Origin of the sequence: Thioclava kandeliae (assembly GCF_040297545.1) — a bacterium.
Lineage (GTDB): Bacteria > Pseudomonadota > Alphaproteobacteria > Rhodobacterales > Rhodobacteraceae > Thioclava > Thioclava kandeliae.
In genome coordinates this window covers 148,160-162,421 of the sequence record NZ_JAYWLC010000004.1, presented here as the reverse complement: position 1 = coordinate 162,421, position 14,262 = coordinate 148,160, and the positions used below count along the sequence as shown (strand labels likewise).

Annotated in this window: 11 protein-coding genes; 6 read left to right on the top strand and 5 right to left on the bottom strand. The window is 61.4% G+C overall.

Annotated features, from left to right (window positions below):
• The first annotated feature begins 92 nt into the window (after positions 1-92).
• On the top strand, positions 93-1,499 hold the full coding sequence (locus VSX56_RS06895; protein WP_350935886.1) for a tetratricopeptide repeat-containing sulfotransferase family protein: 1,407 nt from the start codon (positions 93-95) through the stop codon (positions 1,497-1,499).
• Here VSX56_RS06895 and VSX56_RS06890 read toward each other — a convergent pair whose 3' ends face one another.
• From VSX56_RS06890 to VSX56_RS06870, 5 genes are all read right to left on the bottom strand, one after another.
• Positions 1,500-3,353, bottom strand: a complete 1,854-nt coding sequence (locus VSX56_RS06890; RefSeq protein ID WP_350935883.1) for an ABC-F family ATP-binding cassette domain-containing protein — start codon at positions 3,351-3,353, stop codon at positions 1,500-1,502. It lies immediately after the preceding gene.
• Between the two features lie 48 nt (positions 3,354-3,401).
• Complete coding sequence (gene trhA, locus VSX56_RS06885) at positions 3,402-4,049, bottom strand: PAQR family membrane homeostasis protein TrhA (protein WP_339112696.1); 648 nt, start codon at positions 4,047-4,049, stop codon at positions 3,402-3,404.
• A gap of 111 nt (positions 4,050-4,160) precedes the next feature.
• On the bottom strand, positions 4,161-5,294 hold the full coding sequence (locus VSX56_RS06880; protein WP_491590210.1) for an amino acid permease: 1,134 nt from the start codon (positions 5,292-5,294) through the stop codon (positions 4,161-4,163).
• A 96-nt stretch (positions 5,295-5,390) separates the two neighbouring features.
• Positions 5,391-5,819 (bottom strand): hypothetical protein, encoded by a 429-nt coding sequence (locus VSX56_RS06875; RefSeq protein ID WP_339112694.1) that lies wholly within the window; start codon positions 5,817-5,819, stop codon positions 5,391-5,393.
• 230 nt (positions 5,820-6,049) lie between these two features.
• Entirely contained in the window at positions 6,050-7,096 is a 1,047-nt protein-coding gene (locus tag VSX56_RS06870; protein WP_350935878.1) for an ABC transporter substrate-binding protein, read from the bottom strand.
• A 177-nt stretch (positions 7,097-7,273) separates the two neighbouring features.
• On the opposite strand from VSX56_RS06870, the gene VSX56_RS06865 reads away from it, so the two are divergent.
• The 5 genes from VSX56_RS06865 (at position 7,274) to VSX56_RS06845 (ending at position 14,244) form a co-directional block, all read left to right on the top strand.
• Positions 7,274-8,689: a cryptochrome/photolyase family protein gene (locus VSX56_RS06865; RefSeq protein WP_350935876.1), complete on the top strand. Its 1,416-nt coding sequence runs from the start codon at positions 7,274-7,276 to the stop codon at positions 8,687-8,689.
• Between the two features lie 75 nt (positions 8,690-8,764).
• Positions 8,765-9,253, top strand: a complete 489-nt coding sequence (locus VSX56_RS06860; protein ID WP_350935873.1) for a TrgA family protein — start codon at positions 8,765-8,767, stop codon at positions 9,251-9,253.
• Between the two features lie 47 nt (positions 9,254-9,300).
• Positions 9,301-10,440, top strand: a complete 1,140-nt coding sequence (locus VSX56_RS06855) for an NUDIX domain-containing protein (protein ID WP_350935871.1) — start codon at positions 9,301-9,303, stop codon at positions 10,438-10,440.
• 253 nt (positions 10,441-10,693) lie between these two features.
• Positions 10,694-11,725 (top strand): cysteine synthase A, encoded by a 1,032-nt coding sequence (locus tag VSX56_RS06850; RefSeq protein WP_350935869.1) that lies wholly within the window; start codon positions 10,694-10,696, stop codon positions 11,723-11,725.
• Positions 11,722-14,244 carry a DUF3772 domain-containing protein gene (locus tag VSX56_RS06845; protein WP_350935867.1) on the top strand — a complete coding sequence of 841 codons (2,523 nt, stop codon included), beginning with the start codon at positions 11,722-11,724 and terminating at the stop codon, positions 14,242-14,244. Before VSX56_RS06850 ends, VSX56_RS06845 begins: the two co-directional genes overlap by 4 nt.
• Positions 14,245-14,262 lie beyond the last annotated feature (18 nt).

The window sequence follows — 14,262 nt, the reverse complement described above, 5'->3', positions numbered from 1 at the left end:
TTTTCATTTTCGGGGTGATTTTTCCGAGATGGTAAAGGGTTTGTTTGCCAATTTCGCCGAACCTGCAGGCGAGTTTGCGAAAGAGAGACCCCATGCGCGCCATCCGTTATCAAGACCATCGTGACGACCATCTCCAGTTGATGCAGCGCGGCAAGTATCACGAGGCCTTCGCCATGCTGCAGGAGATGGCGCCGATGCATGGGGATGATCCGGTCTATATTGCCGATCTCGCCGAGGCGATGTGGTATATGGGCGACGAGAAACAGGTGCTTGATCTGTTGCATATCCTGGTCACCCGCTTCCCCGACTACTATCGCGGCTGGCTGCAGTTGGGGTTGCGCATGGGCAGCTATGGCGAGACGGAGCAGGCGGTCGCCTGTTTCAGAAAAGCTTTGGAACTGAAGCCGGAATCGATCGCAGCGCGGACCGAGCTTGCCAAACACGAGCCGTTCAGCCCCAACAGCCAGCAGGCACGGGTGCTGCGAAAATATCTGGAAGACGATATCGCCGATCCGGTAAAGATCGAGATCCTGATCGCACTGGCCAATGCCGAGGCGCGCTCTGGCAGTGCGGTCAAGGCGTTCCATTACTGGACGCAGATGAACGCGTTACGAAAGCTCGATTATGACACCGAGGGGCTGTTGCAGATGGTCAAGGAGATCGGTCGCCTTGCGCCCGCGATGCCGCGCGCCGCAACCGACGCCGCGATGCCGCGCTTCCTCTTCATCACCGGTATGCCGCGCTCGGGCACCACGATCACCGAGACCGAGCTTGCCAAACATCCCGATGCCCACCCGATGGGCGAGCTGCCGACGCTGCAGATCGCGGTGCAGGCGTTGAAACTGCCCGCGTTCTCGGGGCTGCGCCGCGACTGGATTGCGCATCTGCACTCCATCGATGCCGCCCAGATCGCCCAGATCCGTGCGGTATTCCTGAGCCAGCTGCCCCGGAACGCCCCGCGCGGCAAGGTGCTGATCACCAAGACGCCTGCCGATGCGTTCAGCATCTGGGCGGCACGGCTGATCATCCCCGAGCTGAAGGTGCTGCATATAGAGCGACATCCGCTGGATGTGGCGCTCTCCAATTTCAGCACCAATTTCGGCACCTTACGCGGCTATCATACGACTCTCGACGGGATTGCCGATGTGACACGCGCCACATGGCAGGTCCGCGATATCAATGCCGGTCTTCTGGGTGCGGATATGCGGGTGCAATCCTATCGCGCAATGGTCGAGGATCAGGAGAACCAGCTTGCGCATTGTCTGGCCTTTGCAGGGCTTGCGCCCGAGCGGATGCAGACAGAGGCTGATCCGGAGACGCTACGCGCAGTGCGCACGGCCTCTGTCCATCAGGTCCGGCAGGGTGTGAATACCAAGGGGCTCGAGAAATGGCGCAAGTTCGAGCGCCAGCTTGCGCCATTTGTGAGCCGCCTTGGCGGGCCAGAGGTGATCGCGGCATGGGAAGCGCAGGATCGGGCCCGCGATTTCCGGCCGGGATAATTACCCGGCTTCGGCGCTTTCCAGCTTCTCGAGAGCTGCCATCCAGAGCGTCTCCGCCCTATCCATCGCCTCACGCAGCTCGGCATATTTGGCATTCCACGTCGCCAGCTCGCCCGCTTTGCCATCCTCGTAAAGCGCGGGATCGGCGAGTTTCTTGGAAAGCTTTTTGGCCATTTCCTCGAGCTTCTGGACCCGCTCCTCGCATTTGCGCGCCTCGGAGCGCAGCGTAAGGATCTGCTCGCGGGGCGCACGTTTGGGCTTGGGTTTGGGGGCCTCGGGTGGCGCTTCCTTCTTGGGCGGCGTCAGCAGCTCCTGCCGGTAGCTGTCGAGATCGGCCTCATAGGGTGCGACACGACCCTCTTTTACCAGCCACAGCCGGTCCGCGACCATCGACAGCAGGTGCATGTCGTGGCTCACGAGGATCACGGCGCCGGTATAGGCGTTGAGCGCCTCGGTCAGCGCCTCGCGGCTCTCGATATCGAGGTGGTTGGTCGGTTCGTCGAGGATCAGCATATGCGGCGCATCGATGGTCGACAGCAGCAGAGACAGCCGCGCTTTCTGCCCGCCCGAAAGCCGCCCGACCTCCGTCTCGGCCTGATCGGCGCCAAGACCGAACCCCGCCAGCCGCGCACGCAGCTTCGATTGACCCTCGTCGGGGCGCAGGCGCTGCAGATGCAGGAGCGGCGTGGCGCCCAGATCCAGCTCGTCCACCTGATGCTGTGCGAAATAGCCCACCCGCAGTTTCGAGGATTTCACCATCGATCCGGTCAGCGCCGGAAGCTTGTCGGCCAGAAGTTTCGAGAAGGTCGATTTGCCCTCGCCATTGCGGCCCAGAAGCGCGATCCGGTCATCCTGATCGATGCGCAGGTTCAGCCGCTGAAGGATCGCCTTGCCGTCATAGCCCACCGAGCCGCCCTCGATCGCCACGATCGGCGGCGAAAGCTGCTCGGGTTCGGGGAAGGTGAACACCGTCTTGGCGCGATCCTCGGGCGCGGTGATCGTCTCCATCTTCTCGAGCATCTTCACGCGGGCCTGTGCCTGTTTCGCTTTGCTGGCCTTGGCCTTGAAACGGTCGACGAAGCTCTGCAGATGGGCGCGGCGTTCGTCCTGTTTCTTGGCGGCGGCGGCCTGCTGCTCGCGGTTGGCAGCACGCTGGCGGACGAAACTGTCATAGCCGCCAGTATAGAGCGTAAGCTGTTTGTTCTCCAGATGCAGGATAGAGCCGACCGCACGGTTGAGAAGCCCACGATCGTGGCTGATGATGATGACCGTATGCGGGTATTTGGCCAGATACTGTTCCAGCCACAAAGCCCCCTCGAGGTCGAGATAGTTGGTCGGTTCGTCGAGGAGCAGAAGATCGGGCTGTGCGAAAAGCACCCCCGCCAGCGCGACACGCATCCGCCAGCCGCCCGAGAAATCGGAACAGGGCATGAGCTGTTGCTCGGCATCAAAGCCCAAGCCCTTCAGGATCGAGGAGGCGCGTCCCTCGGCCGACCACGCATCGATATCCACCAGACGGGTCTGGATCTCGGCAATCCGCGTGGGGTCGGTGGCGGTCTCTGCCTCGGCCATCAGGCTCGCGCGTTCGGTATCGGCGGCCAGCACCGTGTCCAGAAGGCTCGTCGAGGAGGAGGGCACTTCCTGCGCCACGCCACCGATCTTGGCGCGCGAGGGCAGCGAGATATCACCCTTTTCCAGCACCGCCTGCCCACGGATCAGGCGGAACAGTGTGGTCTTGCCGGCGCCATTGGGGCCAACAAGCCCCACTTTATGGCCGTCGGGAATGGTCGCGGAGGCGCCTTCGAACAGAGGGCGGCCTTCGATGGCATAGGTGATATCTGAAATTTTCAACATGACCGAGCCATGCCGAAACCTTCGGGCAACGTCAACGGGGATTTACGCTCAGGCGCGGGCTGCCACCAGCACAATGGCAATAAAATGCGTCACGGCCCCCGCCAGCACCGCCCCGTGCCAGATCGCGCGCGAGAAGGGGATGCGTTCGATGACATGGAAGATGGTGCCCGCGCTATAGATCAGGCCGCCCGCAAGGATCAGGATGACGGCAGCCAAGGGCAGGGAAGTCACGATGGGGTAGCTTGCGATCAGCCCGATCCAGCCGAGCGCCAGATACATGACAAAGCCCAGCCGTTGCCAGCGGTCGAAAAATCCGAGTTTCATCACCATGCCGATGGCGGCGATGACCCATGCGCTGATGGCCAGTGCCCAGCCCGCGGCGCCCCCCATCCCCAGAAGCGCCATCGGCGTATAGGTGCCAGCGATCAGTAGATAGATCGCGGCATGGTCGAAACGGCGCAGAACCGCACGGGTCGGCTCATGCAGCGTCAGGTTATAGGCGGCCGAGAACCCGAAGCTTGCCACCAGCCCGCCCGCATAGATGCCCAGCGGCCAAAGATGCGCGAGCGGTCGGGTGATCGCTGCCCAGACCATCAGCCCGCTGATCCCCGCAATGACAATGATCAGCCCCAACACATGCATCACACCATCGGCCACATGTTCGCGCAGGCTATGGGGCAGCCTGTATCTCTTCATGGTCCCATCCCTAAATCGGCTCGCACTTGCAGCATAACGCCTTTTTGCGACATATGGATGATGCGGGGCCTAAAACAGCCCCTGCACGGGCAGTCTCACGCGAATGTGGCCTTATCCTTCGGCAGAGATCCCGAAAATGGCGATTGCCGCGCCAAGCGCCGCAAGCCCGCAGTAGCGCAGACGCCGTCCGCCGGTGGCGCGCAGCGCGGCAAGTCCTGACTGGATGGCATAATAGGCGGCAAAGGCACGCGAGGCATAGGAGATGATCGCGAACAGATCGGTGGTCCATGTCAACGCGATACCCAGCCCCACCAATATAATATAGGCCAGTGCGGGACGCAGACGGTTATGGCTGAGTTCCGCCGCCAGCCCGCCGGCACCACCCGTATCGGCGACAGCCGCCGAGAATTGTGCGGCCAGAGCGGCCGCCACCAGCATTACCGGCAGGATCGGCGCAACCACACGCATCATCTCGATAATGGCCGTTTCGGTCAACTTCATCTCGCCGGGTGGAAAGACATAAGCCAGCAGCAGAATATAGACCATATAGATTGCCGCCGAGAGCCATTGTGCCCATTTCATCGCGCGAATGCGGGTCGCGGCATCATAGTCGCGGCTCATATAGCGCGCTGTTTCAAAGCCTTGGACAGTGACGATCAGACCGAAGCCCAGACGCAGGGCCTCCACTGGCCCCAGATCGGGCGGCAGGATATAGAGCGTGCCCTTGGAGGTTTCGGAGACGAAATAGACCGCCAAGCCAAATAGAAGCCCCGCAATGATCGCCAGTTTCAGGGAGACGCTGGCATATTCCATCTTCTCGAGCCGTTTGAACCCGCCAGACAGGCCCGCGGCGCCAATGATGATAAAGACGGCGGTGGTCGCGATCTTGGCGGTGGCGCCATTATCCCATGGTGTAAGAGAGACCGCGAAGGCACCGAAAAGATTGAGATAATAGGCAACTGAGATCACATAAGCGAGGCCGAGTGCCACCGAGGAGAGCGTCTCCAGCCCGCGGATGCGGCGCGGAGGGGTGGTCTCGGTCTCGATCCGGGCGATGTTGAAGCGGATCGCGCTGCCAAAGGCCCATGCCGTCAGGCAGAGCACGGCCATAACCGCAGGTGCAAGCCAGCCATAGCGGACCTGAAGGATTGGCCCGAGCACCAGAAACCCCGATCCGATGATCGAGGCGAGAGGGGTGATCATGGCTCGCCACCCGGCACGCGCGCGCAAGCTCGGCAAAAACATGACGGCGCCCATAATGAGGGCAAGAGCGAGAATGGAAATGTCGAGTATCATAGGCTCTATCTGCGCCGCTCCGGCGCCGATGGAAAGCCCTTTTTGTCAGTCGCGTGTCCGGAGGGCCTGCCAATGCGAGATCCGCGCGGCAATGTCTGGGCCATGCGCGTCAATGGCCGAGCGTGCCAGTTCCAGTCGCATGATGGCTTTTTCCAGACGGGCGGAGATGGTCTGGATCTCGCGCTCGAGGATCGGGCAGATATGGGGGCTCCTTGTATGATCGCGGCGCAGCTGCAGGCGGGAGAGATGGTTGCTCCACATGGAGACGGCGCGCTCTTGCACGGCGACAGTGTCGCGCATCACTTTGGCACGGATGGTTTCCGCATGGATTACGGCGCTGACAGAGCGGGTCTGGATCTCGGAGCTGCGTAGCCTGTCAAGGCGCGTGCGTTGCCCGAAACCGGGTTGATCGATGCCGCCGACGAGACTATCCGGCCGCGGTGCGACATGGGGGATCTCAAATCTGTATGTCACCTGACTGCCTGCTTCTGTTCTGAGACGACTGCCTCATGCGGTGGAGCCAACTCGCTAATGAAACAACTGTTGCGCGTGATGGTTAATCAATTCTTAACATCCTGGATCTTGCTGTAGGGTCGTATCACCAAACTGCAATCTATTCGTCATATGTCGTTTCCACGTCGCATTCGGAACGCAAAAAGCCACCCCGAGGGGTGGCTTTGATGGTGCAGAGAGGGGCTGGTGCCTTAGAAGCCGGCTTTGATTTTCTCGAACTCTGCCAGCTGGCGTTCGCGCATCTGCGGATCGTTCGGCGTCTGGGCGAGGATCGGTGCGTCGACATGGCCAAGGCCCGCTTCATCCAGATCCTCTTTCGAGAACTGTTCCATCGCCTTCACGTTCGAATGGCCATAGCCGATCTCGTCCATGAGCGCGGGGGCGGCTTCGGGGCGCAGCCACGAGTTGATGAAATCATAGGCCTGATCTTCCGAACCGGGGCCGTCCTTCAGGTTCACATAGCCGCAGAAGAAGGTCGAGGAGCCTTCCTTGGCCGCGCGCTGGAAGGCCACCGGATAGCCGTCGGCTTTGAGATAGGTCACGCCGTCATTCCACGACCACGAGATCAGCAGTTCGCCCGAGGCCATGGTCTGGGCCTGTTCGGAAGGGTCGGTCCAGTAGGATTGCACGTTCTTATGCGCCTTGCGCAGCCAGTCGGCGGCGGCCTGGAACTGGTCTTCGGTGACATTGGTCCAGTCGGAGACGCCGGTGGCAAGATAGGCCAGTGCCCAGACATCGTCCGAGCTGTCGGGCAGCGAGATGCGGCCTTCATATTTGGGGTTCAGGAACACATCGAGCGAGGCCACATCTTCGGCAGGCACTTCGTCGGGGTTATAGGCGATGGCGGTCGCACCCCAGTCGGTGGGGATATACCAGACGCCTTCATCATCCTTGAAGATCTTGGAATCGAGGAATTTCGGGTCGATATCCTTGAAGGCGGGAATGCGCGAGACATCCCACGGCTCGATCAGGCCGGCATCACGGTATTTCGACACCATCTGCGAGCAGGGATGGGCGACATCGGCTTTGAAGCCGGAGGCGAGCTTCTGGTAGGCTTCGTCATCATCGCCGTAGAAGGTATATTGCGGACCTGCGCCGTATTTCTCTGCATATTGCGCGAAGATCCCCGGAATCTCGAAGCCGGACCAGTCGAAGACCAGCAGGTCGGGGCTTTCGGCCTGTGCCTGCAGGCCGAAGAGACAGGCCGCGCCTGCGAGCAAGGAGGAGATGCGTTTCATGGAAAACCCCTGTTTTTTTCTAATCTGCCCACGACGCTAATTCGGCCCGCTTTCACCGGCAAGGGGGATTTTCACGCCACCGTGCCTGCATGTGATATTGTGATCGGGCTGGACGCGGGGCCTTTGCCAGCTACCTAGCGGTATCAACAGTTTGACGCTTGGATGCGGGAGGCCGTCATGGCAAGAAAACCGGTAATTCTATGGCTCCGGCGCGATTTGCGGCTGCATGACCATCCCGCCATGGTCGCGGCCGCAAAAGATGGCGCACCCGTGATCTGTGTGTTCATCCATGACGAGATCGTGGCGCAAACAGGGGCTGCGGCAAAGTGGCGCTGGGGCGAGGCGATCGCCAGTTTCGCTGCCCGCCTCGAGGAAATCGGCAGCCGTCTGATCCTACGCCGTGGCGAGGCGCTCGAGGTCTTGCAGGCGCTCGTCAAGGAAACCGGTGCCGAGGCGGTGCACTGGTCGCGCGCCTATGATCCGGCCTCGACCGCGCGGGACAAGGCGGTCAAGACGGCCCTGAAAGAAGAGGGGATCGAGGCACAGAGCCATAAGGGGCATCTGATGTTCGAGCCGTGGGATGTAACCACCGGAAAGGGCGAGCCCTATAAGGTCTACACACCCTATTGGAACGCGGTGAAGGGGCGCGGGGTCGAGCCGCCCTGCGACACGGTCAGCGCCCTCGAGCCGCCCCAGACATGGCCCGAGAGCGAGACGCTTGACGACTGGCAGATGGGGGCTGCAATGCGGTGCGGTGCGGCGGTTCTGGCACAATATGCCTGTATCGGCGAGGCCTCCGCGCAGGGGCGGATGGCCGCCTTTCTTGGTCAGAAGATCGATGGATACAAAACCGCTCGCGATCAGGTCGATCAGAACGGCACCTCCAACCTGTCGGAGAACCTGACCTATGGCGAGATCAGCCCGCGCAGCCTCTGGCATGCCGGTTGGTCGCGCATGGAGGCGGGCAGTGCAGGGGCCGAGACCTTCCTCAAGGAACTGGTGTGGCGCGAATTCGCGTGGCATCTGCTCTATCATTTCCCCAAGCTCGACCATGCGAACTGGCGCGAGGAGTGGAACGGGTTCGAGTGGCGGCGCGATAATAACGAGGCCGAGGACTGGCGGCGCGGACGCACCGGCGAGCCCTTCGTCGATGCCGCCATGCGCGAGATGTTCGTAACAGGCCAGATGCATAATCGCGCGCGGATGATTGTGGCCTCCTATCTGACGAAACATCTGCTGACCGATTGGCGGGTGGGGCTGCGCTGGTTCGAGGACTGTCTGACCGATTGGGATCCGGCCTCCAACGCGATGGGCTGGCAATGGGTGGCAGGGTGCGGCCCCGATGCCTCACCCTATTTCCGCATTTTCAATCCTGCCACACAGGCCGAGAAATTCGACCCCAAGGGCAGCTATCGTCGCAAATGGATCGCGGAAGGGGCGAAAAACCCACCGCAGACCGCGCTGCATTATTTCGAGGCGATCCCGAAATCATGGGAGATGACGCCCGATGACCGCTATCCCGATCCGCTGGTGGACCTCAAGGCGGGGCGCGAAAAAGCGTTGGCGGCCTATGAGCGCCATCGTAACGGGTAAGCGGGCGTCGAATTGCGCCAGTATTTCCAATTTTCGACATATTCCTATGGCATCAAGCCTCTTATCTGAGGCGGCATGGGGCAGGATATGCAGAAGATCGGCTATGGCAATCCGCGGGCGCGAATGCCCACGGCCTCGCGCGCGGTTGCGGCAGTGCTACTGGCGGCAGTGGCGGGTGGCGGGGCGGTGCTTGCGCTGAGGGCATTGCCAGGGGCCGCCATCTATAGTGGCTATAGTATCGTCATGGCAGCTACGGGGCTTTTGTGTGGCTGGTACGGGCTCGGGCGCGAAGGGCTAAACTCGCTCTACCGCGCGATCCTTGGCGGTTTGCGGATGGCCCTCTATCTGGGGGCGATGACCGTAATCTATCTGGGCGGCTCCGAGATGTTCCGCCATGCGCAGATGGTGAAAAGCACCAATGTTCTGGGCACATTGCTTGATGGTGTAGGCTTCGGGATCAGGGCGGCCGAAAAATTACTTTCTGTTGAGATTGCCGGTATGGTTGTTGCGGGTTGCGTTATGGCTGCTATCTTGACATGGCTTACACAGCGGCGTCTGCCCTGAGGGTGGACCGTTCTTGTATGACCTCCAAGTCCTGATCGGGTGATTGCGTGACCAAAACCTATTTCTTTTACGGAACACTCAGTTACCCGCCGCTTCTGGAGCGCGTTCTGGGGCGGATGCCCAATATGCGCCCCGCTTTTCTGGATGGCTTCGAGCCGCGCATCGCGCGCCGCAATGGCGAGGACCAGCCCTTTCCGATCCTCGTGCCCTCCGATCTGGGCGTGCCCGGTATCCTGATCGACACGGAGACCGAGGCGGAAGAGACCAGACTTGCCGATTACGAGGGCGGCTATCGTCTGCATGCGGTCGAGGTGGTGGCGGATGGCACCGGCGGCACGACACCCGCACAGGTCTTTATGCCCGACGAGGGTGCATGGGAGGTTGGCGAGCCGTGGGATATTGCCGAATGGGCAGAGACATGGGGCGAGCTGGCCACGGAGGCGGTCGAAGACACTATGGCGAGCCTCGCCGATCTGAGTTTCGACGAGATTTATGACCGCCGCGAGCAGATGCTGGTGCGTGCCGCCGCCCGTGTGCGGGCGCGCGAGACGAGCCCTGCATCCTTGCGCCGGCAGGCCGCTTTGACGGATGTGGTGGTGCGCGAACGCCGTTCGCCCTATGCCAAATTCTTCGCGGTCGAGGATTATGATCTGCAGTTCCGCAAGTTCAACGGTGCGTTTTCCGCACCGATGGAGCGGGCGGTGTTCGTATCTTGCGATGCGGCGGTTGTGCTGCCCTATGACCCGCTGCGCGACAGGGTGCTACTGATCGAGCAGTTCCGCGTCGGACCTATGGCGCGGGGCGATGGCAATCCGTGGCTTCTCGAGGCGATCGCGGGGCGCGTAGATGCGCTGGAAAGCCCCGAACAAACCGCTCTGCGCGAAGCCGAGGAAGAGGCGCATCTGGCGCTCAACGAGCTGGTGCCGGTGGCGCAATATTACTCCTCGCCGGGAGCCAAGACCGAATATATCTATTCCTATATCGGGATTGCGGATCTGGATGATCAGGCGGCCGCACCCGGTGGTCTGGACGAGGAGGGCGAGGATATCCGCCCGCATATGATCAGTTTCGAGCGCATGGTCGAGCTGCTCGATAGCGGCGAGCTGAACAACTCCATGGTCGTCATCTGTGCACAGGCCCTGATCCGCAAGCGCGAGGCGCTGCGTGCGCAGTTCGGTGCGGCCTGACCACCTTGCGGGGTGCAGGATAAACTAAGGACATTGGCACGTTTGTCGGAGCTTTGATCCGATCACGGCCCGTTCCTGTCCTATACATGGAACGTATGTTTCGCGCATTGCTGTTTCGATATACGTTTGTTCGCCGATATCGCGCAGTGCCGTCCCATCCTGATAAGAATATGACTTGAGGCCGCTCTGGTGGCGTCCTAAGTCTGGTGCCAAGAAAACGGCCGTGACGCGCGGCAAGCGATGGAGGAAGACCATGAGAACATGCGAGGATCTGGCACAGGCGGTTGGTAATACGCCGCTGATCAAGCTTAAGAAAGCCTCCGAGCTGACCGGTTGCGACATCTACGGTAAGGCGGAGTTCCTTAATCCGGGCCAGTCTGTGAAAGACCGCGCGGCATTGTTCATCATCCGTGACGCCATCGCGCGCGGGCAGCTGAAGCCTGGCGGGACGATCGTCGAGGGGACTGCGGGCAATACCGGCATCGGTCTGGCGCTGGTTGGCGCCTCGATGGGCTTCAAGACCGTGATCGTCATCCCCGAGACCCAGTCTCAGGAGAAAAAGGACATGATCCGTCTGGCAGGCGCCGAACTGGTGCAGGTGCCGGCGGCGCCCTACAAGAACCCCAATAACTATGTCCATTACTCGCGCCGTCTCGCCGAGGAACTGGCCAAGACCGACCCCAATGGCGTGATCTGGGCCAACCAGTTCGACAATACCGCCAACCGCGAGGCCCATATCCAGACTACGGGCCCGGAAATCTGGGAACAGACAGACGGCAAAGTGGATGGTTTCATCTGCTCGGTGGGCTCGGGCGGCACCTTCGCCGGCACCGGTATGGCGTTGCAGCCCAAAGGCGTGAAGATCGGCCTTGCCGATCCCGATGGTGCGGCGTTGCACAGCTATTACACGACCGGCGAGCTGAAAGCCGAAGGGTCTTCCATCACTGAAGGCATCGGTCAGGGTCGGATCACCGCCAATCTCGACGGGTTCAAACCGGACTTCTCCTACAACGTGCATGATGCCGAAGCGCTGCCGATCGTGTTCGATCTGCTGCAGGACGAAGGGCTTGTTCTGGGTGGCTCGTCGGGCATCAATATCGCCGGTGCGATCAGGATGGCGCAGGAAATGGGGCCGGGCCACAAGATCGTGACGATCCTGTGCGACTATGGCAACCGCTACCAGTCCAAGCTCTTCAATCCCGAGTTCCTCAAAGAGAAATCGCTGCCGGTTCCCGAATGGCTGGACCGTGCGCCCAAAGCGATGCCCGAGGTCTTCGAGGGATGATCTCAAGCCTTCTGCGCGCAGTCGCCACCGTCTTCTTCCTTATGGTTGCGGGCATGGCCTGCGCGCAGGACCAGACTACCCCCGATTATAAATCATGGGAAAAGCAGGCCGCCTCCGCACAGGCTTTGCTCGACAAGGAGCAGGCGCAGGTCGGCGATAGGGAACTCGAGGACCTACGCGCGAGCCTTGTGACATGGCGCGACAAATTCACCGCTGCGCGTGACACGAATTCCGGTCAGATCAAGACGATACGCGATCAGATTGATGCGTTGGGTCCAGCGCCTGCCGAAGGCGAGACCGAAGACGAGGCGATTGCCAAACGGCGTAGTGACCTCAATGATCAGCTGTCGAAATTGCAGGCTCCCTCGATTACCGCGACCGAGGCCGCGACGCGCGCCGACGGGTTGATCCGCTCTATCGATAGCGAATTGCGCACCCGCTCCACCGACAAGCTGCTGCGGCTCTCTCCATCGCCTCTGAACCCCGTCAACTGGGGCTCTGCGCTTTCGCTTGCGGGCACTCTGACCGGTGCGCTCTATGACGAGAGCGTCACCCAGCTCGAAAGCACGACGCGTTTCGAGCAGCTGCGCGAGAACGGCCCCGTCATAGGCGGGCTTGTCTTGGTGGCGCTGGTGCTCTTGGGGCGTGGGCGACGCTGGATGGAGGACCTTTCGCAATGGCTTCTGGACAGATCCTCGATGCGGGCGCGGATGCTGATCGAGATGATCGTCTCGATCGGGCAGATCCTCGTGCCGCTGGGCGGGATCGTTCTGCTGCTTCTGGCGCTGCAATATTCAGGGCTGTTCGGCGCGACCTGGCAACAGTTCCTGCGTGTGCTGGCAGGGGTGGCAACGGTCACGCTGTTCTCGGCATGGCTGGCGGGGCGGCTTTTCCCGTGGAATGACCGTCAGGCAAGCCCGTTCAACCTGCTCAGCGAGCGCCGCGCCGAGGGACGGCTCCTCGTTGTGTCCATGGGCTTCCTGCAGGCTATGTGGGACCCATTCGGGCGCTGGGTCGTTGATCAGTCTATGGTGCTGACGCGGGCGGAGATCAGTTCGGCCACTGCTGATGCGGCAAGTTCGGCGGCTACCCAAATGGATGGGGCGCTGGCCTCTTTGACCTTGCCGCTTCAGATCCTTGCGGGGCTGGCGCTGTTCCGCACAGGCGCGATCCTGCGCCGTCATGTGCGCAACGATGACCGGCAATCGGCAGACCGTGCCTTTGGAGACGGAATCGTCAAGCTCGTCGGCAATGCGGTCATTCTGGTGGCCGTTATGGGGCCCGTGCTGGGCGCGATCGGCTATATCAACGCCGCCAACCAGCTGATCTGGCCGATGATCAAATCGCTCTTCCTCGCGGGGCTTGTGCTCGTGCTGCAGCGCTTCTTTGCAGAGCTTTATGTGGTGGTGACCAAGCGTGAGGATGACGGGCGCGACAGCCTCGTGCCGATTCTCGCGGGCTTCTTGCTGGTGTTGGCGGCCCTGCCGGTTCTGGCGCTCAACTGGGGCGCGCGGGTCGAGGACCTGATGGAGCTGTGGACGACCTTCCGCAACGGGTTCGACATGGGAGGCGTGCGGATTTCGCCCAGCATCTTTATGGTCCTGGCGATCGTTTTCAGCATCGGCTATGTGATTACACGCGGTGTTCAGGCAGCCCTGCGCTCCACGATCCTTCCCAAAACCAAGATCGACAAGGGCGGGCAGAACGCGATCCTGTCAGGGATCGGCTATCTGGGGATTTTCCTTGCCGCTCTGGTGGCGATCTCCTCGGCGGGGATCGATCTCAGTTCGCTTGCCATCGTGGCAGGGGCGCTGTCGGTGGGCGTGGGCTTCGGTCTCCAGACCATCGTGCAGAACTTTGTCTCCGGCATCATCCTTCTGATCGAGCGTCCGATTTCCGAGGGCGACTGGATCGAGGTGGGCACCCAGATGGGGGTGGTGAAGGCGATCTCGGTGCGCTCTACGCGGATCGAGACCTTCGACCGCACCGAGGTCATCGTGCCCAATGCCGATCTGATCTCGGGGCAGGTCACCAACTGGACGCGCGGCAATATGACGGGGCGGCTTATCGTGCCGCTGGGCGTGGCCTATGGCACCGATACCCGCAAGATCGAGAAGATCCTGCTGGAGATTGCCGAAGACCAGCCGACGGTCATGATGGATCCGGCGCCCAATGTTGTCTTCATGGGCTTTGGTGCCGATAGTCTGAATTTCGAGATCCGGGTGATCCTGTCGGATGTGAACTTCAAGCTGCGGGTCATGTCGGAGATCAACCACCAGATCGCGGCGCGCTTCGCACGCGAGGGGATCGAGATTCCATTTGCACAGCGCGATATCTGGCTGCGGAACCCCGAGGCGCTTTCGGGGCGCTACGAGGACCGTCCTGCGCGTTGGCGCGATACCGATGACGAAGGGCATCGCCGCAAGGCAGGCGATCTGGCACAGGCCGAAAAGCCGCGCCCGCTCGGAACACCACAACCCGGTGAGGGGATGGAAGATCCCGGAGGAGATGGCCGCTGAGGCAAATGGAAAAGGCCC